The following is a 20,135-nucleotide window of genomic DNA, read 5'->3' as shown; positions in this document are numbered from 1 at the left end:
AGGCGGGGAGAGGGGAAAGATTAGATATTCGTATGAGACAAATCTTACCGTCCAAAAGTTTGACCGAGCAGATGTGTCCGAGAGGGATCCACAAAAACCCGGCTTCGTATCGCTGGTTGGCGCAGGGCCCGGTGATGTCGATCACCTGACGCTGGGTGCGCTGAAGGCCCTGCAATCGGCGCAGGCGCTTTTGTATGATGCCCTCGTCAGCGACGATATTCTGGCGCTGGCTCCGCAGCGCTGCGTCAAGATCTGCGTCGGCAAGCGCGGCGACCGGCTGTCCGTCTCGCAGGACAAGACCAATGATCTGATGGTGCGTCTGGCGCGGCGCGGACTGCATGTGGTGCGGCTGAAAGGCGGCGATCCGTCCGTGTTCGGACGGGTGGAAGAAGAACGCCAGCATCTCGACCGCCAGGGCATCGCCCATAAGACCCTGCCGGGGGTGACGGCGGCCTCGGCGGCGGCGGCGCAGTTTTCGTTTCCGCTCACCCATCGCGGCGAAGCGCGCTCGGTCACCTTCTTGACCGGACGCGGCCAGGATGGCAGCATCGATTTTCGGGATGGGCTTCTGGCCGATCCTTCCGCCAGTCTGGTATTTTACATGTCGTCGCATAATGCTGCCCATATTCAGGCCTCACTGGCCGCCGCCGGGCGCGGGCCTGACACAGCCGTCATGGCGGTGGAAAATGCTGGCAGACCACAGGCGCGGTCTGTGCGCGCTACATTGGCCCAGCTTGCCGCTGTCATCGCGGCGCAAAACTGGGACGGGCCGGTGCTGATCGGCGTGGGCAGCGCCTTCGCCCATGCCCGCCTGCCCGCGGAGATGGCCGGGATGGCGGCGCGGCAGGCATGATGCCGGTTGTGGTGCTGGCGGGCGGGCGCGGCGCGCGCATGGCGGGCAATAAACCCTTCCATGCCTGGGGTCAGACCACGCTGATCGAAGCCACGCTCGAACGCCTGTCTCCGTACACGGATGATCTGATCATTAATGCCGGAGCCATCGACGGCCCTTGGGTGACGCGGCTGGCAGGGCTTGGCCTGCCGATGATTTATGACGACCTGCCGTGGCGGGGGCCATTAAGCGGGGTATTGAGCGCGCTCGAACGGGCCGAACAGAGCGGCTGGCCGCACATCATCACCTGCCCATGCGACATGCCCGCCTTGCCCGATGATTATGTGGCGCGGCTTGAACAGGCCCCGGCAACGGCCATTGCCTGTTATGCCGGAGAACGTGACTATCCTTTGTGCGCGCGCTGGCAAACGGCCTTACGCCCGGCGCTTGAAAAGGCTTTGCGGGCGGCCCCTTCGGGCCTGCGCGTCATGGATTTCATCAAGGCCCATGTCGTCCATATCGTGGCGGTGGCGCATGAGGCCGATTTTGCCAATATTAACCGCGCCTGAGCCCGGTTTGTGCGAAAACTATGGACTCTCTGCTTAATTGGTCATACCAATGCCGGTAATAAAAAAGCAGCGCTGTCGTGCGCGCGCCAACAGAGAGACGTCACATGTCGAAATTCACTACACCCCTTTCGCTCGCCCTTTTGCTGACATCGGTATCGGCCCTGCCAGCCCTCGCCTTGCCGGCTATGGCTGCGGATGCCCCGCCGCCTGCCTGCGCGGATGCGCCCTGCGCCTATCTTGATACCTCCCTGACGCCCGAAGCGCGCGCCAAAGACCTCGTGTCGCGCATGACGCTGGAGGAAAAGGCGGCCCAGATGCAGGATAATGCCCCGGCGATTCCGCGCCTCGGCCTCAAGCGTTACGGCTGGTGGAATGAGGCGCTGCATGGCGTGGCGCGCGCTGGCCACACCACCGTCTATCCGCAGGCCATCGGCATGGCCGCCACCTGGGACCCAGCCCTGATGCACGACATCGGCCAGGCCATCGCCGATGAGGGGCGCGCCAATCATAATGCGGCCCTGAAGCGTGATCCGAGCGGCACCGACCGCTATTACGGTGTCAACTTCTGGTCGCCCAATATCAATATCTTCCGCGATCCGCGCTGGGGTCGTGGCCAGGAAACCTATGGCGAAGACCCCTACCTGACCGGCAAGATGGCGGTGGGTTTCATCACCGGTATCCAGACGCAAGCTAATGGTATTTTCGAGGGCGTGGCCACGCCCAAGCATTTCGCCGTCCATTCGGGGCCGGAACCGCTGCGCCACGGTTTCAATGTGCCGGTGTCACCGTTCGATCTTGAAGACACCTATCTGCCGGCCTTCCGCGCCGCCTTTACCGAAGGCCACGCCTATTCGACCATGTGCGCCTATAACGCCACCGATGGCGACCCGATGTGCGCTAGCCCGCTGCTGGCCGAGCGCATCCGTGGCGACTGGAATTTCAAGGGTTTCATTGTTTCCGATTGCGATGCGGTCGATGATATGGTGACCGGCCATAAGTCGGAGCCCGATGCCGCCCATGCGGCGGCGGCGGCGGTCAAGGCGGGCACCGATCTCGATTGCGGCACCACCTATGCCGCCCTGCCTCAGGCGGTGAAAGAGGGGCTGATCAGCGAGGCCGAGATCGATACTTCGCTTGAGCGCCTGATGGTGGCGCGCATCCGCATGGGGCTGATCGATGGCAGTCCCTATGACGCCATCCCGGCCAGCGAACTGAATTCGTCCGAACACCGCGCATTGGCCTTGCGCGCCGCCGAAGAGGCAATGGTGCTGCTCAAAAACAGCGGTGTGCTGCCGCTGAAGAGCGATGCCAAGATCGCGGTCGTCGGGCCTAATGCCGATCTGTTGCAAAGCATCGAAGGCAATTATACCGGCTCTCCGCTCGTCCCGTCCCTGCCGCTGGAGGCCATGCGCGAAACCTTTGGTGCCGGCCATGTCGCCTATGCGCCCGGTGCGAGCCTGACCGCCACGATGCGGATGCCGGTGCCGGAAACCTATCTGAAGCCCGCCGCCGATAGCGCCGATCATGGCCTTAGGGCTGAATATTTCGACAATAAGGATTTCAGCGGCGCGCCCGCCATGACCCGCACCGACCGGGTGATCAATTTCGACTGGTATCACACCGCGCCGCAAGGCCTGAAGCCGCTCGGCTTTTCCGTGCGCTGGACCGGCGTCATCACGCCGCCCGCGCCGGGGAAATATGAGATCGGCTTCCGCATGACTCCGTCGCGTCCCGGCCAGCCGCAGCCCGATGTCAAGGTGTGGATCGATGGCAAGCTGGTGGTGACACCGGAGCTGGTGGGCATTAGCTCGGCCCCGCCGCCCGCCTGCAATTCCGGCATGTGCGCCCAGCCCGGCCATCCGGTCGAGGTCGATTTCAAAGATACAAAACCCCATACGGTACGCATCGACTATGTGCGCACGACCGAAGACCGCGCCTCGTCGTTTGACTGGGTGGCGCCCGCCCAGCCTTTGATCGACGGGGCCGTGGCCGCCGCCAAATCCAGCGACGCGGTGGTCGCCTTTGTCGGTCTGTCGCCCGATCTGGAAGGTGAGGAGATGAAGGTCGATCTGCCCGGCTTCAATGGCGGCGACCGGACCAACCTGGCCTTGCCGGAAGCGCAGCAGAAAATGCTCGAAGCGGTGAAGGCGACCGGCAAGCCTCTGGTGGTGGTCTATGTCACCGGCGGCGAAATCTCCGATCCGTGGGTGGAAAAAAACGCCGACGCCATCCTGCAAGCCTGGTATCCGGGCGAGGAGGGCGGTCATGCCATCGCCGCCACCTTGAGCGGCCAGAACAATCCTTCGGGCCGTCTGCCCTACACCATCTATCAGGACATCAGCGAATTGCCGCCGTTTGTCGATTACAGCATGAAGGGGCGCACCTATCGCTATTTCGATGGGGCGGTGCTGCATCCGTTCGGTCAGGGCCTCAGCTATACCCGCTTTGCCTATGCCGCGCCCAGCCTGTCGGCATCGAGCATCAAGGCGGGTGATCCGGTCACGGCCACGGTGCAGGTCAGCAATACGGGCAAGCTTGATGGCGATGAGGTGGTCGAGCTTTATGTAAAGCGTCCGGGCGCGGCCGGTCATCCGGTTCTGGCCGGTTTCCAGCGCATCCATCTGAAAGCCGGTGAAACCCTGCCCGTCACGCTTACGCTCGATGCCCGCGATCTGTCGCAGGTCATGAGCGATGGCGCACGTAAGGTCATGGCCGGTGATTACGTGATCAGCCTCGGTGGCGGCCAGCCGGGCGACGCCCAGACGGTCAGCGCCACCTTAAGCGTCAGCGGTGAGGCCGATCTGCCGAAATAACTTACGTCCTGCTGATAAGGACAGGGTGGCTTAGCGATCCTGTCCTTATCGCTTTCGGTCTAAGCTGGTGGTAACGGACAAGCCTTTGCCCGCTTTTACCGAAAGCCCCCCCCCTTTACTGAAAGGACGTCTTATGCCGAAAACCTATGTCCAGACGCCGCCCAGCGGCATTTCCAACAGCGGCCCGACCTATGAACCGCAGGTCACACCGTGGGATCGCGACGAAGACGACGAAAGCGTCGCCAAGGGGCCGAAACCGGCCAGCGAAGCCTATAGCGATGAAGCCGAGGATGTTGACGCCGCCCGCCGCATCGATCCGCGTAATCCGAAAACCATCGCCGACGAAGACGAAAAAATCTGGAACGATCCGACCCTGAAACCCACCTATACGGAAGACGTACCGCGTAAGTAAGCGGTCACAGATGAAAAAAGGCCCGGTGTCAGAACCGGGCCTTTTTCATGTCTTGTCGGCGAGCGTTTTTATTCTTAAGAAGGATTTTTAAAGATAAACACATTCAGCAGGGCCTTTCATGACCGTTTCGCTGGCTTCCTGGCCGCCCGCCCATCGCCTTGGCTTCGGCTCGGCGACACTTGGCAATCTGTATCGCGCGCTGGATGACGAGACAGCGAAAGCAACACGCGATACCGCCCTTGCCGGTGGCATAGGCTATGTCGATACGGCGCCGCATTATGGTCAGGGCCTGTCTGAGCGCCGTCTGGCGCAGCTTGACGAGGCCGTGATCCTGTCGAGCAAGGTCGGGCGGGTGTTAAGGCCGATTGCCGCGCCGCCGCTGGGCACCGAACGCCACGGCTTTGTCGATGGCGATCCGTTCGAGCCGGAGTTCGATTACAGCCGTGATGGCGTGCTGCGCAGCTTCGAAGACAGCCTGAAACGCCTGAAACGCGACCGAATCGACATCCTGCTGGCCCATGATCTCGGTGCCTTGACGCATGGCGAGGCGCATCCCCGTCACCTGCGGGACTTTCTGGAGGGCGGCTATCCCGCCATGTGCGAACTGAAGGCTGAGGGGCGCATTACCGCCATCGGTCTGGGCATCAACGAGACAGAAATCGCCGAAACCGTGCTCGGTCATGCCGATCTTGATATGGTGATGCTGGCGGGGCGCTACACCCTGCTGGAGCAGGGGGCGCTCGACCATTTCCTGCCGTTGTGCGCGGCGCGCGGCGTGCAGATTCTGGCGGCGGGGCCATTCAATTCCGGCATATTGAGCGGCGGGGCGGCCTATAATTATGCGCCCGCGCCGGACAGCGTGCGTGCCCGCGTGGCGCGTCTGGAGGCGGTGTGCCGGGCGTTTGACGTGCCGCTGGCTGCGGCCGCCCTGCAATTTCCGCTGGCCCATCCGGCGGTGGCCGTGGTGGTGGCAGGCATGGCCTCGCCCGCTGAGGTGCGCGCCAATCTGGCCCTGATGCAGACGCCGATCCCGGCGGCCTTATGGGCGGCGCTGAAAACCGAAGGACTGATCCGGCAGGATGCTCCGTGTTCTGAATAAGTTGCAGACCGTTCTCACGCGATCGCAATATCCATCCAGATCATGCGCGTTTCACCGGCCTTCAGGCACTTCATGCCGGAATTGGGCTGATTGAACGGATCGGGCATGTGGTTGACCGGTTCGGCGCAGAAAAAGGCCTCGCCAGGCGGTACGAAAATATGCAGCCAGTGGCAATCGGGCGAGGCGCGAAGCGTGTGGGTCAGGCGCTCGCCTTCGAAAACTTCGGCGCGGCCCTTAAAGCCGGTATAGCAGTTGTCGATCAGCTTATCGAAAACCAGCCGGTCGCCGTGCGTCCAGTCCTTGTACAGCGCACCGGCGTGCCAGTTGCGCGGCAGGGTGTCTTCGTCGGAAATCCAGACGCCGTCAACGCTGGCCTTCAGGCGCGTATCCGGCGTCAGGTTGAAATAGGGGTGAAAACCGAGGCCAGCGGGCATGTGGCCACCCGACAGGTTTTTGACATTGAGGAACATGCGCAAACCCTTGGGGCGCAGTTCGTAAACGAGCGTCGATTCGTAGTCCCACGGCCATTCATCGGCGGCATGGCGATAGCTGAGCGCGGCGCGCGACGGCGACGCCTCGATCACCTGCCAGCCATTGCGCCAGCCCTGACCGTGCAGGGCGTGGGGGTGGTCACCGAGATTGGGCGAAAGCTGCACCTTGCGGCCTTCCAGCACGAAACGGCCATCGCGGATGCGGTTGCAGAAGGGCACGAGCGGGAAACAGGCGGTTTGCAGCGCGTCGTCGGCGTCTTCGGGCGTGGCGCGCATCACGTCAGCGCCCTTATGCGTGAAACGGGCAATCGACCCGCCGAGATCGGGATTGAGATCGAGGACGCTGTCCCCTGAGCTTAAGCGCAGCATTATCCTGCCTTTCGTCGCTTAAAAGAAAAGGGGCGGAATCCGTGGCCAGATTCCGCCCCCATACGCATAAAACTTACGACTTCTTCCAGAAGCTTTCGATGGCTTCCAGTGTGCGGCCCTTGGTTTCCGGCACGAACTTCCAGACGAACAGAGCCGCCAGGATCGAGCAGGCGCCATAGACATAATAGGCGAAGCCGTGGTTGAAGACGGCGTTCAGGCGGGTGTCGCCGTCGATGACCAGGAAGGACCAGGTCACGAGGAAGTTGGCGATCCACTGCGCCGCCACGGCGATGGCCATGACCTTGCCCTTGATCGAGTTGGGGAACAGCTCGGACAGCATGACCCAGACCACCGGACCCCACGACAGCGAGAAACCGGCGACATAGAGCATGGCCGCGCCGAGAAGCGCCGTGCCTTCCATATGGCTCTGGAACATGAAGCCCATGCCGAGCATGGCCACGGCCATGATGATACCGCCCAGAATGAGCAGCGGCTTGCGGCCCCAGCGATCGACCGTGAAGGTGGCCACCAGCGTAAAGACCACATTGGTGGCCATGATGATGACGGTTTGCAGGAAGGCGGCGTCATTGCCCAGACCGATGTTTTTGAACATCATGTTGGAATAGTAGAGCACGGCATTGATGCCGACGAACTGCTGGAAGATCGACAGGAAGATGCCGATGACGACGATGCCGACGCCGAACGAGAACAGCTTGCCCGAATGCTGATTCAGGCTGCCTTTGATCTCTGCCATCGTCGCGGTGGCGTCGTCGATGCCGTCGAGCGAGGTCAGGAGCTTCATGGCCTTTTCTTCGTGGCCGTTCATGACATACCAGCGCGGCGTGTCGGGCATGAAGAAGGCGGCCAGAAAGAACAGGCCAGCCGGAAGCGCACAGGAGGCCAGCATATAGCGCCAGCCGACCGCGTCGATCCAGGTGTCGCTGCCGCCGCCGGCGCGCGAAATATACAGATTGACGATGGCCACCAGCAGGATGCCGCCGACAATGGCGAGCTGCTGGAAGGTGACCAGCATACCGCGAGACTTGGCGGGCGCAATTTCACCAATATACATGGGCGAGATCAGTGAGGCCATGCCGATGGCGATGCCGCCGAGGAAGCGGTACACCATGAAGGGGGTGAGCGCGTCAACGCCCATATGGCCGATGGGGGCCAGGGCGGTTTCGGGATAGGCTGACAGGAGTGAAGAAGCAAAGAACAGGAGTGCGGCGATCATCATGCCGCCGCGGCGACCGATCTTGGTGGCCAGCGGGCCTGCAATGGCCGATCCGACGACGCAGCCAAGCAGGGCTATGCCGGTCGCCCAGCCAAACAGATTGTTGCGCTGTAATTCGTCCAGAGCGGTACGCGGATCGATAAAATTGTGTTTGATGGATTCGACCGCGCCATTGATCACGGCGGTGTCGTAGCCGAACAAAAGCCCGCCCAGAGCCGCGCCGATGGCGAGCCCCATGACCAGACCCATGTTCACGGATTTAGTGGTTGAGGTCATCCTCAATCTCTCCCTACTGAAGGACGTTATCGTCCTTACCGAAAATCGCGGTCTATGTGGCTGCCACGGAACTTCGTCCGCTTGTGGTCACCGCTTAAGGAACCCTTAATGGCAAGGCCGCTTCTAGGCAAGCGCTCCTATCCAGATAAGCGAGATATTTTAAGGCTTTGCGCCCGTTTTCACCTGCAAAACGGGCGCAATCTGTTAACGCTACCAGCGGTGCATTGCAGCATGTCAGGCCCGGCCGTCAGTGGTTATGGCGGGGCATTTTGTCGGCAATGTGCGTATATTTCAGGGCCGGTTCCATCACGCCACCGGTGTGCAATTGCGAAACCGTGGCGCGATAGATCTCCTGCCAGGGGGTCATTGAGGCCGGAATCGGCGGCAGGCCGTCTTTTTTGCGCTCATTGATCACATCTTCGCTGACCAGCATATTGCATTCGCCCTTATTCAGATCGACGCGAATGATGTCGCCGGTGCGCAACCAGGCCAGACCGCCACCCGCCGCACTTTCCGGGGAGGCATTGAGAATGGACGGCGAATCCGAGGTGCCCGACTGGCGGCCATCGCCAAGCGTTGGCAGGCTCGTGATGCCGCGCTTCAGCAGAGCATCGGGCGGCTGCATATTGACGACCTCGGCGGAACCGGGCCAGCCGATCGTACCCGCGCCGCGAATGACGAGGATGGTGTTTTCGTCGATATTCAACGCCGGATCATTGAGGCGCTTGTGATAATCATCCGAACCGTCGAACACGACGGCCTTGCATTCAAAGACGTTTTCATGGCCGGGGCGCGACAGGTAACGCTGGCGGAACTCATCCGAAATCACGCTGGTCTTCATGATGGCAACGTCGAACAGATTGCCCTTCATCAGCAGGAATCCGGCGCGCTCCATCAAAGGCTCGGCCACGGTGGTGATCATTTCGCGGTCGTGGGTTTCGCGGCCTGCGATATTGTCGGCGATGGATTTGCCGGTCACGGTTTTCGCCGTGCCGTCAAGGCGGCCCGCCACCATCAGCTCGTGCAGGATGGCCGGTACGCCACCGGCGCGATGGAAGCGTTCGCCCAGGTATTTGCCCGAAGGCTGCATATTGAGGATCAGCGGAATATCGTGCGCCGCCATCCAGTCGGCCTCGGTCAGCTCGATCCCGGCATGACGCGCCATCGCGATGATGTGCGGCTGGGCGTTGGTCGAGCCGCCCATGGCGGCCACGGCGGCGATGGCGTTGAGGAAGGACGCCTTGGTCAGGATTTTCGACGGCTTTAAGTCTTCATAGGCCATTTCGACGATGCGCAGGCCGGTTTCATAGGCCATCTGGCCGCGTTCGCGGTAGGGCGCCGGAATGGCCGAGCAGCCGGGCAGGGACAGGCCCATCACCTCGGCGACGGCGTTCATGGTCGAGGCCGTGCCCATCGTGTTGCAATGGCCCGCCGAAGGGGCCGATGAACAGGCGGCGTCGAAGAACTCTTCCTCGCTGATCTTGCCTGCCGCCAGGGCGCGGCGCGACCGCCAGATGACCGTGCCGGAGCCGACCAGTTCACCATTATGGTAGCCATCAAGCATCGGGCCGCCCGACAGCACGATGGACGGAATATCGACCGCCGTAGCCGCCATGATGCCAGCGGGTGTCGTCTTGTCGCAGCCGGTGGTCAGCACCACGGCGTCGAGCGGATAGCCATGCAGGATCTCGATCAGGGTCATCATCGACAGGTTGCGGTCGATGGCGGCGGTGGGGCGGCGACAATTCTCGAAAATCGGATGGGTCGGGAATTCCATGCAGATGCCGCCTGCATCGCGGATGCCTTCACGCGTGCGCTTGGCCAGCTCCAGATGGATGCGGTTGCACGGCGCGATGTCGCTGCCCGATTGGGCAAAACCGATGATCGGACGACCTGAGCGCAGTTCCTGCGGCGTGATGCCGTAATTCATGAAGCGCTCAAGATAGAGGGCGGCCATGTCGATATGGCCGGGCGCATCGAACCATTCCTGCGAACGGAAGCGGCCATTGGGTGTGGCGGGTTGTCTGGACATGGGCGTTCTCATTTTTAAGCGAAAAACAAATTCTGGGTCTGACCGGCTATATCGGCGCGGAAGCTGAACAGGCCACCGGCCAGCGGCTGCGATTTCAGTTCATCGGGGTTTAGGCCCTTGGCGGCGGTGGTGGCGTAAACGGTCTTGAGGTCATCGCCGCCAAAGGCGATCTTGGTGACGTTGGAAACGGGGAAGCGCACCTTGCGCAGCAGACGGCCATCGGGCGCATAGCAGTTGACGCCCCAGCCAAAGAAAAGCGCGTTCCACACATTGCCGGCGGAATCGACGACCGGCCCATCCATATAGCCGTCGCCATGCGTTTTTTGTATGGCCATCTCATGGGCGTAGCAGGGCGCGCTGCTGATGTCGGCGGGCTGATCGGCATCGAGACGGGCGAAGATGCGTTTGTTGCTGATGTCGCCGTCTTCGCTGAGATCAAAGGCGTAGATCAGTTTTTTCAACGTGTCATTGTGGTAGAGCGTCCGGCCATCCGGGCTGACGGCGGGGCCATTGGTGATGACGTAATCCTCGTCCATCATCTTGAGGCCGCGCGCATCATAGCGATAAAGCTTGCCGCTGGCCTGCTCTTCGGCATCGTCCATCGAGCCGAACCACAGGCGACCCTGATGATCGACGCAAGCGTCATTGAGGCGATTGCCGGGCAGGCCGGGCTCGACATGACTGAGCAGGCTGAAATGACCGGTGGCCGGATCGAAATCGTAAAGGCCGGTCTTGCAGCCGACGATAAAACCGCCGTCACGTTTCGGAGCCAGAAAGCCGCACGGCGAAGGCGCCGTCCAGCTCTGGTGCGCGCCGGTCTGCACATTATAGCGGTGGACAAGGCTTTGCTTGATGTCCACGAACCAGACGGCCTGATCGCGCGCCGACCAGACGGGCCCTTCGCCGAGTGTGGCCTTCAGATCCCAGATGCAGGAGGGTTGGAAAAGGTCGGTCATGTTGCGGACTCTATTAAAGGTAAGAACCCCCACCACCATTTGCTCCGCAAATGATCCCCCTCCCCGGCATAGCCGGGGAGGTATAGGGAAGTCACATCAAAACGAAGGGCCGCCCCGAGTTTTGATGTGCCGAAAATGAAGACCAACGAAAATGTATCGGCCCAAAGGGCCGAACTTTTCGTTGAGCCTACCGCCATCCCGCGTCGATCCAGTAGCCGTGGCCGGTGCAGAGCGCGGCGTCGTCCGACGCCAGGAACATGGCCAGAGACGCGACGTTTTCCGGCACGATGCGGCCCGTCAGGCACTGGGCGTCAACAATCTGTTTTTCGCCTTCGGGTGTGTACCACTTCATCTGGCGCGGCGTCTTCACATTGCCGGGAATGATGGTGGTGACGCGGATATTATCGGGGCCCAGTTCGCGGGCCAGGGCGCGCGTAAAGCCTTCAATGGCCGCCTTGGCGGTTTCGTACAGCACCAGATCGGGCAGGCCTAAGTGCCAGGAAATCGAGCCGAAATTGATAATGGCCCCGCCGCCTGCCGCCTTCATGCCCGGTGCGATGACGCGGGTACACATGGCCATGTGCTTGAGATTGACGGCGATGCTCTTGTCGAAAAATTCCGAGGTGACTTCCGACAGGGAATGACGATCATCGCGCGCGGCATTATTGAGCAGGATGGTGACCGGCCCGTCGGCCAGGATGGCGGCGAGCGTCTTTTCCAGCGCCGGGGTGTCGGTCAGGTCGCATTTGTGGAAGACCGGGGCCGTGCCCATCACGCCCGCATCGAGTGTGGCTGTGACCTCATCGACCAGATCGATAAAATGGACATGCGCACCCTGACGCACGAAACCGGTGACCAGCCCGGCGCCGATGCCGGAACCGCCGCCGGTGATCAGCACCTTGCGGCCCTTCAGGCTGGGATAGATTGCAGACGACATTAAGAACTCACTTTTCCAAAAACAGGGGGGCTTAGCCAGCCTTGCGGGCGGCTTCGGGGCTGCGCGGGCGCAACAGGCCGCGATCGGCCAGATTTTGCATCAGGGCGGCGATACCAAACGTCCAGTTGCGCGCGTCCTTTGAGGTGGTGACACGGTTTTCCAGGCAGCCGAGCTTCGGCGTGGCCACCTTGACGACATCGCCGATCTTGTGGGTGAAGCCGCGTCCCGGCACGTCACGATCCTGCGTCGGGGCGAAGAGGGTGCCGAGCATCAGCACGAAGCCATCGGGGTAATGGTGCTCGCTCATCGCCTGAGCGATCAGATCGAGCGGGTCGCGGCTGATCTCGCTCATGGTGGAGCGGCCGACCAGCTCATAGCCTTCCGGGCCGTCGATCTTCAGGTCGAGCACGGCGGAACGCACATCATCTATCGTGAAGCTGTCATCGAACATGCGCACAAAGGGACCCAGGGCGCAGGAGGCATTGTTGTCCTTGGCCTTGCCGAGCAGCAGGGCCGAACGGCCCTCGAAGCAGCGCAGGTTGACATCATTACCGAGCGTGGCACCGACGGCGCGGCCTTCCGGCGTCACCACCATCACCACTTCGGGTTCGGGGTTGTTCCAGGTCGAATCGGAGCGCACGCCGACCTCTTCGCCCCAGCCGACCGAAGAGAGCACCGGCGACTTGGTGAAGACCTCGGCATCGGGGCCAATGGCCACTTCGAGATATTGCGACCACAAACCATCCGAGATCAGGGCGGCCTTCAGCTTGGCCGAGGCTTCTGAACCCGGCTTGACCGAGCGGATGTCGCCGCCGACCCGTTCGGCCAGATCGTTGCGGATGGCCTGCGCCTTATCGGCATCGCCACGCGCCCGTTCTTCGATGACGCGCTCAACCGCCGACACGGCGAAGGTGACGCCCGCTGCCTTGACGCATTGCAGATCGACCGGCGACAAAAGCTGCGCACCGTCGCGCGCGCCGCTCCACAGCTTGCCGAAATGGAAATCTTCGATCTTGCCCAGGCTCTTGCCGCCCGCAGGCACACCCGCCTGCGGCCAGACGGCCAGAAGCTGCGACACAGTGGGGGCCACCGGCGTCATGTCGAACACCTCGCCGCCCCTGACCATGATCGGCGTCGGGCCTTCGGGCAGTTCAATGCGGCCGATCAGGGTGGCGTCACGCCAGTCCTGCGGCAAAAAGGCCATAGACGCATTTGGGGACGTGCTGGGGGACACGTTTTGGGGCGCGGTTTCGGGCATAGTCGTCGAATTCCTTAAGATAAGGCGATGTGCGTTTTGTGGGTGGCGGTTGCTCGCCTTCGTCTCAACCTGTCAGACCCTGCAAGAGTGGCTTGCACCGCTCACGGGCTTCTTTTGTGTTAGCGCTACCAATCTGGCAATCAGCAGCATGAGTCAAGAAAAATATGCCATATCGCCGACGATAACAACCGGATTCACCGTCTGCGATTCTGGAATTCAGGGCTCCGCTGCGTTCGCCGATGACTGGCGCTCGATCAGGGAAAAGTCACGAATTTCGCGCACCGGCTCGAACGACCTGCCCTGGCGGTGGGCGCGAATGGCGTCAAGCAGGACGCGCACCGACAGCCCCGCCATATCGGCGATGGGCTGGCGCACCGTGGTCAGTTCGGGCCAGACCGATGAGGCCATTGCCGTATCGTCGAACCCTACCACGGTGACGGTAGTCGGTACATCAAGGCCCAGACGGTGGGCGGCGGCCACGGCACCGGCGGCCATGTCATCGTTAGAGGCGAAGATGGCGGTGGGGCGAATTTTCTGGCTCAACAGGCGTTCGGCGGCGTCGAAGCCGGAACGGTAGGTAAAGGAGCCCTGCGCCACGGCGGTCGCCTCAACCTCCAGCCCTGCCTTGAGCATGGCGGCTTCAAAGCCCTCGAAGCGCTTCTGGCTGGCATAGGCATTGGGCGGGCCCTTGATAAAGGCGATTTTGCGGTGGCCCAGTTCGAGCAGCCGCCGCGTCATGGCCTTGGCGGCCTTAAAATCGTCGATCATGACGCAGGACACATCATCGGCCAGACGCGCCATCGCCACGCCGACAAAGGGCAGGTTCATTTCGGTGAGGGTTCTGGCCACGCGCGTCGAATCCGACAGGGGCGGCGACAGGATGACACCATCGCAACCGCCCGCCTTCATCTTTTCCAGCGCGGTGGTAGCCCCTTCGGGGCCTTCGCACGATTCGATCAGCAATTGCGCGCCGCCCTGCGAGCTTTCCGACAGGATGCCGAGCAGGAATTCGCTTAAAAAAGCCACGGACGGGTTGGAATAGAGCAGGCCGATACGCGCCGAATCCTGGGTGGCCAGCGAGCGCGCCGCCAGATTGGGCGAATAGTTGAGCGCCTCGACCGAGGCCATCACCTTGGCCCGCGTTTCCTCACGGACATTTTTTTCGCCATTGATGACGCGCGACACCGTCATGGGTGAAACGCCGACATGGCGCGCGACATCATGAATGGTGACGATATTGCCCCCGCGCCGACCAACCTTTCGCGCCACCCTACAGTCCTTTACCCGATACGGCATTCACATGGCCGTTTTGCTTAGATTTATCTGTGTATAGGACGGCTTGCGCCGCTTGGCAAATGGTTAAGTCCCATGTTTTTTGCTTGTGAAATATATTTGTTATGCAAAAATGAATAATGCGACCCACAATGCATGTTCGCAAAATAGCTTGAAGATACGGCGTTTTTTTGCCGTTATCGGGATTGACAGACATCACAGTCCGTCCGCAGATAAATAAAACAAATAGAGGAAACGACCGCCCGGCGCACGACAAGCGGTTTAAAATGCGCAAGGGATTCAAGGTTTTGCCTCTGAAGGGAGACGTTGCCAGATGGTTTTACGATATATCCGCGCCTTTTCGGTTCTGGCTATAGGCCTGGCTGCGGCGGCCAGCCCGGTTCTGGCGCAAAATTCTGACCTAAGATTCGCAGGGATTTTCGGCGATCATGGCGTTTTGCAACGCGACCGTCCGCTGCATCTGTGGGGCACGGCCCCTGCCCATGCCAAGCTCACCCTGAACCTGAATGGCCAGCAGGCCTTGGTCAGCGCCGATGCGAAGGGCCATTGGCAGGCCGATCTGCCGGCCATGAGCGCGGGCGGCCCCTACAGTTTGACAGCGACAGATGCGGCGGGCAGCACCACGCTCAGCGACATCATGATCGGCGATGTGTTCCTGTGCACCGGCCAGTCGAACATGCAGTTTCCGGTCAAGTTCGCCACCAATGCCTGGAACGAGGTCGGCGCCTCGGCCAATGCCAATTTGCGCTTTATCAACATCGATACGGCCAGTGCCAGCACGCCGCAAACCGAACTGACGAAACCGGCAAGCTGGCGCGTGGCCGGGCCGGATAGCACGGGCGACGCCTCGGCAGTCTGTTACTATATGAGCAAGGCCTTGCAAAAAGAGCATGGCGTGCCCGTCGGCTTCATCGATTCCTACTGGGGCGGCACCACGATTCAGGCGTGGATCAGTGCCGGAGCCTTGCAGCGCATCGGCTATCACGGCCATATCGAAGCGACACAATGGGCACCGAACGAGTTGTCTTCGCTGTACAATGCCATGATCGCGCCTCTGGCCCCTTACACTGTCAAGGCGATTGCCTGGTATCAGGGCGAATCGAATACCGACAATCCGCAGGAATATGCGCAGCTCCTGCCGACCCTGATGGCCGACTGGCGCGGCGCTTTCAACCGGCCCGACATGCCGTTTCTGATCGTGCAATTGTCATCTTTCGGCGCGCCCGCCAGCCAGCCGGGAAAATCCGACTGGGCGGCTGTGCGCGAGGTGCAGCGCCGTGCGGTCGATGCCGATCCGCACGCGGCACTGGCTGTCAGCTTTGATTTCGGCGACCGCAACGACATTCATCCGACCGAAAAAACCATTGTCGGTAATCGTCTGGCGCGCGCCGCCGACGCCATCGCCTTCGGTCAGGCCGTCACGCCCACCGGCCCTGAAGCCACCTCGGTCAGCCGTTCGGGCGATGATCTGGTCGTGCATTTTCGCTATGCCGGGGCTGGTTTGAAAACCTATAGCGCCAGTACAGCCATCGGTTTTGAGGCCTGCGACATCAAGGACGCCTGTCATTATGTCACGGCCATACCCGATGGTCAGACCGTGGTGCTGAAAGGCGCCGATACGCCTGATACGATCAAGGTGCGCTACGCCTGGGCCGATGCCCCCTATGTCAATCTGTATAGTGCCGACGACCTGCCCGCCGTTCCTTTTGAGATGAAGATTGGCGAGATGGAGATTGCGCAATGAGAGTTTCACGGCGCGGCCTGCTTGGTGCAGGCGCGGCCACCGGCCTGATGGCGGGAACGACTGCAAGGGCGAAGACCGAACGCTTTACCGGCACATGGGACTCGCTGGCCGCCGGTTACCAGACACCGGACTGGTTCCGCGACGCCAAGCTCGGCATCTGGGCGCACTGGGGGCCGCAGTGCATCCCTGAATGGGGCGACTGGTATGGCCGCCAGATGTACCAGCAGGGCAATCGCTTTTATGATCACCATGTCGCCACCTACGGCCATCCGGCGCAGTTCGGCTTTATGCAGTTCCTGAAAGACTGGAAGATCGACCAGTGGGATCCTGACCGGCTGATGGGCCTTTATAAAAAGGCCGGTGCGAAATATTTCATGGCCCTGGCGGGGCATCACGACAATTTCGATATGTTCGATTCGCAATATCAGGCGTGGAACATCACGAAGCTGGGCCCCAAGGTCGATACGATGGCGGGCTGGGCGAAGGCGGCGCGGGCGCAGGGGCTGAAATTCGGCGTGTCCAACCATATGGCCCATGCCTGGCACTGGTGGCAGACCGCCTATGGTTATGACCCGGAAGGTGCGGTGCGCGGCCTGCGCTATGACGCCTACCGACTGAAGAAAGCCGATGGTCAGGGTCAGTGGTGGGACGGTTTTGATCCGCAGGAGCTTTATACCGGCCCCCACGGCGATATGGTGGCGCCCGACGGCATCGACTCGATCAAGGCGATGGACGCCTATACGGACGCCCATTCCGGTCAGTGGCTGGAGACGGTGCCGCCCCATGATCCCTATTATGTCAAGAAATGGCTGGCGCGTTCCAATGACCTGATCGACAAGTATCAGCCCGATCTCGTCTATTATGACGATACCGGCCTGCCGCTCGAACAGGCAGGGCTGGACGCCACGGCCTATTATTACAATCAGGGCCTGAAATGGCACGGCAAGCCCGATGTGATCGCCACCGGCAAGAAGCTGAGCGATTTACAGCGCCACGCCATGACCGAGGATGTCGAGCGCGGTTTTTCCGATCATCTGCGCCCGATCCCGTGGCAGACCGATACCTGCATCGGCAACTGGCACTATGATCGCCCGCTCTATGAGCGCAATGGCTATAAAACCGCAAAGGACGTGATCCAGCGCCTCATTGATGTGGTGTCGAAAAACGGCAATCTGCTACTCAGTATTCCGGTGCGCGGCAATGGCGCGATCGACGATAAGGAAGAAAAGATTCTGGCTGAAATGGCCGACTGGATGGCCGTCAATGGCGACGCCATCTTCGCTACCCGCCCGTGGGAGATTTACGGCGAGGGGCCGTTCCATCCGGTTGAGGGGGCGATGAATGAAGGTGATGTCAAGCCCTTCACCTATGAGGACATCCGTTTCACTACGAAGGAGGGCATCCTCTATGTTCTGGGGCAGGCGTGGCCTGACAGTGGTTATATGGTCATTACGGCGATGGCGCAGGGCAGCCCGCAGCGTAAAGGCAGCATAGGGCGCATCGAACTGCTGGGGCATGGCCAGCCGCTCGATTTCGAGCTAGGCTTGGGCGGGCTGACGGTGAAACTGCCCGATGCGCGTCCGGCCTTTACGCCGGTATTGAAAATCATGGGAACGGGGCTGGTGGCATGATCTATTCGAACCTTATGAAGCTGGGTATGGCCGCACTGCTGGCCTTAAGCCTTGTGCAATGTCAGGCAAAGACCGACGATAAGGCCAGCGCGCCTGTGGCCCCGCCGCCGCCGCCCTATGCGTTTGGCGTCACCCTGACCTTCACGCCGCAGGCCGTGGCCAGGCTGAAAAAGCTGCACCAGAAGGTGAGGGTGTCGGCGCGTTATTACGGCCTGCCCATCCCGGCCACGGCCAGTCAGGTCGATAAGTTCGGCGTGATCGACATCAAGACCGATACGGTTGAGGTGACGCCAACCGATACGCCGTACACGGTCAATGGTCACGCCTATACCTATTCGGCGAAGGTCAATTTCGACGGCAAGGATGTACCGACGGAGGCGCTCAAAAGCATCAATAGCGGCAAGCCGCTGGTGCTGGTCGAGGCTGTGGCCGACAAGAAAGGCGTCCTGCAATGCGATATATTTCAGGACTATGTCTTTACGGCCCAGTCAAGGCCCATCGTTTTGAGCTGCGATCTGGCGGGTTGAAAGCGCAAGCTTCCGTACACGGAATATTTGTCTCTGGCGCATTTTCCGCGCATGGTATAAACACAGCCTCCTGATTTTCGGAGACTGTTATGTTGCGCAACCATACCCTGATCAAGGCGGGCTTTGCCGCCGCTGCCGCCATCCTGACCGGCCTGATGCTCAACCAATGCAGCCAGCCGAAGGCCGCCCACGGCTATCAGGTGGCCTTAAGCTTCACCCCCGCCGCCGCCGCGCAATTAAAGGCGCTGGGCAAGCAGGTGGTGGTGGATGGCTATTATTATGCCGATCCGGTGCCCGCCTCGGCTGACCGCGTTGATGATACGGGTCACATCAATATGGGTGAGGATCAGGTGATGGTGGAGGGTCATGACCAGACCGTGGTCATGACCGGCAATGGCCTCGCGCCGGACATGAAGGGCAGGATCAAGGACGGCACCTTGTCGGTTACGGTGCGCGCCTATCTCGATCCGGCGGCGGGCATGGCAAATATCCTCACCTGTAACCAGTATGACGGCCTGCTGAGCGGCGCTCAGGCCAAGCCGGTCACTATTCAATGCGATCTTAAAAAATAAGCGGAATCAGGTAAACCGCTCTCCATTTTACGTTTTTCCGCATCTCGCATTCAATTTGTAAGTCAAATGAAACGCTCGTTGCTCTAGGTGAGGGTTTTAACCGGTCACCAGCTTGATGCCGACCAGACTCAAAACCGTTGCCAGCACGATGCGCAGCACTTTTTCGGGCACGCGCGGCGCCAAAAGGCTGCCCAGTATAATGCCTGGCAGGGAGCCGATCAGCAGCGAGATCAGCAGCGACACCTCGACCTTGCCGAGAAAGAAATAACCGGCGCCGGCCAGAAAGGTCAGGGGCACGGCGTGGGCGATGTCGGAGCCGACAATCTTGACGGTCGGCAATTGCGGATAGAGCAGGATCAGCGCCGTCACGCCCAGCGCGCCCGCCCCCACCGACGACAGCGACACCAGAAAACCGAGGAGCAGACCCACCATGATGGTCAGGGCGATGCGGCGGGCGTGCAGCTTACTTTCATCGGCACCCTCAGCCAGAGCCGCAGCCTGCTGGCGTTCGGCGTAGCGGCGGATGCGGCCGCGCAGCAGTAGCATGATGGCCGTCAGAAACAGAGCATAGCCCAGAACGTGGGTGATCAGCGACGACATGGCGGCGCTCTTGCCGCAATGGGCGATGCCGAACAGGGTGAGCAGGGTGGCCGGAACCGAGCCCAGGGTGAGCAGGCCCACCACGCGCCAGTCCACCGTGCGGCGCGAACCGTGGATAGCCGTACCGACGCCCTTGGTGATTGCGGCATAGAGCAGATCGGTGCCGACGGCCGTGGCCGGATGAATGCCGAACAAGAGCACGAGGATCGGCGTCATCAGCGAGCCGCCGCCCACGCCGGTCAGGCCCACCAGAGCGCCCACCAGCAGCCCGGCAAGCGCGTAAAACGGATTGACATGCACGCCAGCCAGGGAGGACGAGATGAGGTGGATCATAAGGCGGAATGTGTCCGTTAGAGCGCATCCAAAAAGCGTGCCGCACTTTTTGGATCGAGATGCGCGTTACAACAAAAACTGAGAGCGCCGATCTGATCCCATCAGATCGGAACACGCTCTAAGCGAAGGCTGCCACATTACGGTGAGATGGTTCTAA

Annotated in this window: 17 protein-coding genes; 9 read left to right on the top strand and 8 right to left on the bottom strand. The window is 61.1% G+C overall.

Annotation, left to right across the window (positions count from 1 at the left end):
- Positions 1 to 73 precede the first annotated feature (73 nt).
- The 5 genes from cobA to QB905_RS10260 all read left to right on the top strand — a co-directional run bounded on the left by cobA (position 74) and on the right by QB905_RS10260 (position 5,725).
- Positions 74 to 853: a uroporphyrinogen-III C-methyltransferase gene (gene cobA, locus QB905_RS10280; RefSeq protein ID WP_282974936.1), complete on the top strand. Its 780-nt coding sequence runs from the start codon at positions 74 to 76 to the stop codon at positions 851 to 853.
- A complete protein-coding gene (gene mobA / locus QB905_RS10275) occupies positions 850 to 1,401 on the top strand; it encodes a molybdenum cofactor guanylyltransferase (protein WP_282974934.1) in 552 nt (183 codons plus the stop codon). Before cobA ends, mobA begins: the two co-directional genes overlap by 4 nt.
- A 104-nt stretch (positions 1,402 to 1,505) precedes the next feature.
- Complete coding sequence (locus QB905_RS10270; protein WP_282974933.1) at positions 1,506 to 4,214, top strand: glycoside hydrolase family 3 C-terminal domain-containing protein; 2,709 nt, start codon at positions 1,506 to 1,508, stop codon at positions 4,212 to 4,214.
- A 133-nt stretch (positions 4,215 to 4,347) separates the two neighbouring features.
- The gene (locus tag QB905_RS10265; protein WP_282974932.1) at positions 4,348 to 4,626 is read left to right on the top strand and encodes a hypothetical protein; all 279 of its coding nucleotides are present in this window, start codon (positions 4,348 to 4,350) and stop codon (positions 4,624 to 4,626) included.
- A gap of 118 nt (positions 4,627 to 4,744) precedes the next feature.
- Positions 4,745 to 5,725, top strand: coding sequence for an aldo/keto reductase (locus QB905_RS10260; protein WP_282974930.1), 981 nt, complete (start codon positions 4,745 to 4,747; stop codon positions 5,723 to 5,725).
- Positions 5,726 to 5,739: 14 nt separating this feature from the next.
- Here the strand turns inward: QB905_RS10260 and QB905_RS10255 are convergent, their stop codons facing one another.
- The 7 genes from QB905_RS10255 to QB905_RS10225 all read right to left on the bottom strand — a co-directional run bounded on the left by QB905_RS10255 (position 5,740) and on the right by QB905_RS10225 (position 14,547).
- On the bottom strand, positions 5,740 to 6,585 hold the full coding sequence (locus QB905_RS10255; protein WP_282974928.1) for an aldose 1-epimerase: 846 nt from the start codon (positions 6,583 to 6,585) through the stop codon (positions 5,740 to 5,742).
- 73 nt (positions 6,586 to 6,658) lie between these two features.
- Positions 6,659 to 8,095 (bottom strand): sugar porter family MFS transporter, encoded by a 1,437-nt coding sequence (locus tag QB905_RS10250; protein ID WP_282974926.1) that lies wholly within the window; start codon positions 8,093 to 8,095, stop codon positions 6,659 to 6,661.
- 247 nt (positions 8,096 to 8,342) lie between these two features.
- Positions 8,343 to 10,127 carry an IlvD/Edd family dehydratase gene (locus tag QB905_RS10245; protein ID WP_282974924.1) on the bottom strand — a complete coding sequence of 595 codons (1,785 nt, stop codon included), beginning with the start codon at positions 10,125 to 10,127 and terminating at the stop codon, positions 8,343 to 8,345.
- Between the two features lie 14 nt (positions 10,128 to 10,141).
- Positions 10,142 to 11,083, bottom strand: a complete 942-nt coding sequence (locus tag QB905_RS10240; RefSeq protein ID WP_282974921.1) for an SMP-30/gluconolactonase/LRE family protein — start codon at positions 11,081 to 11,083, stop codon at positions 10,142 to 10,144.
- A 187-nt stretch (positions 11,084 to 11,270) separates the two neighbouring features.
- Positions 11,271 to 12,020 carry an SDR family NAD(P)-dependent oxidoreductase gene (locus QB905_RS10235; protein ID WP_282974919.1) on the bottom strand — a complete coding sequence of 250 codons (750 nt, stop codon included), beginning with the start codon at positions 12,018 to 12,020 and terminating at the stop codon, positions 11,271 to 11,273.
- A 31-nt stretch (positions 12,021 to 12,051) separates the two neighbouring features.
- A complete protein-coding gene (locus QB905_RS10230; RefSeq protein WP_282974917.1) occupies positions 12,052 to 13,224 on the bottom strand; it encodes a fumarylacetoacetate hydrolase family protein in 1,173 nt (390 codons plus the stop codon).
- A gap of 270 nt (positions 13,225 to 13,494) precedes the next feature.
- Positions 13,495 to 14,547, bottom strand: a complete 1,053-nt coding sequence (locus tag QB905_RS10225; protein WP_282974915.1) for a LacI family DNA-binding transcriptional regulator — start codon at positions 14,545 to 14,547, stop codon at positions 13,495 to 13,497.
- Between the two features lie 337 nt (positions 14,548 to 14,884).
- On the opposite strand from QB905_RS10225, the gene QB905_RS10220 reads away from it, so the two are divergent.
- The 4 genes from QB905_RS10220 (at position 14,885) to QB905_RS10205 (ending at position 19,045) form a co-directional block, all read left to right on the top strand.
- A complete protein-coding gene (locus QB905_RS10220; RefSeq protein WP_282974912.1) occupies positions 14,885 to 16,315 on the top strand; it encodes a sialate O-acetylesterase in 1,431 nt (476 codons plus the stop codon).
- Positions 16,312 to 17,946: an alpha-L-fucosidase gene (locus QB905_RS10215; RefSeq protein ID WP_282974910.1), complete on the top strand. Its 1,635-nt coding sequence runs from the start codon at positions 16,312 to 16,314 to the stop codon at positions 17,944 to 17,946. The genes QB905_RS10220 and QB905_RS10215 overlap by 4 nt, the downstream gene beginning before the upstream one ends.
- The gene (locus QB905_RS10210) at positions 17,943 to 18,473 is read left to right on the top strand and encodes a hypothetical protein (protein WP_282974908.1); all 531 of its coding nucleotides are present in this window, start codon (positions 17,943 to 17,945) and stop codon (positions 18,471 to 18,473) included. The genes QB905_RS10215 and QB905_RS10210 overlap by 4 nt, the downstream gene beginning before the upstream one ends.
- Positions 18,474 to 18,562: 89 nt before the next feature.
- On the top strand, positions 18,563 to 19,045 hold the full coding sequence (locus QB905_RS10205) for a hypothetical protein (protein WP_282974906.1): 483 nt from the start codon (positions 18,563 to 18,565) through the stop codon (positions 19,043 to 19,045).
- Between the two features lie 96 nt (positions 19,046 to 19,141).
- Here the strand turns inward: QB905_RS10205 and QB905_RS10200 are convergent, their stop codons facing one another.
- The gene (locus tag QB905_RS10200; RefSeq protein ID WP_282974905.1) at positions 19,142 to 19,978 is read right to left on the bottom strand and encodes a sulfite exporter TauE/SafE family protein; all 837 of its coding nucleotides are present in this window, start codon (positions 19,976 to 19,978) and stop codon (positions 19,142 to 19,144) included.
- Between the last annotated feature and the right edge of the window lie 157 nt (positions 19,979 to 20,135).

Source organism: Asticcacaulis sp. EMRT-3, from assembly GCF_030027245.1.
Classification (GTDB): Bacteria; Pseudomonadota; Alphaproteobacteria; order Caulobacterales; family Caulobacteraceae; genus Asticcacaulis.
Note: the sequence above shows the minus strand (reverse complement) of the source record. Positions and strands in the feature narration are given on the sequence as shown.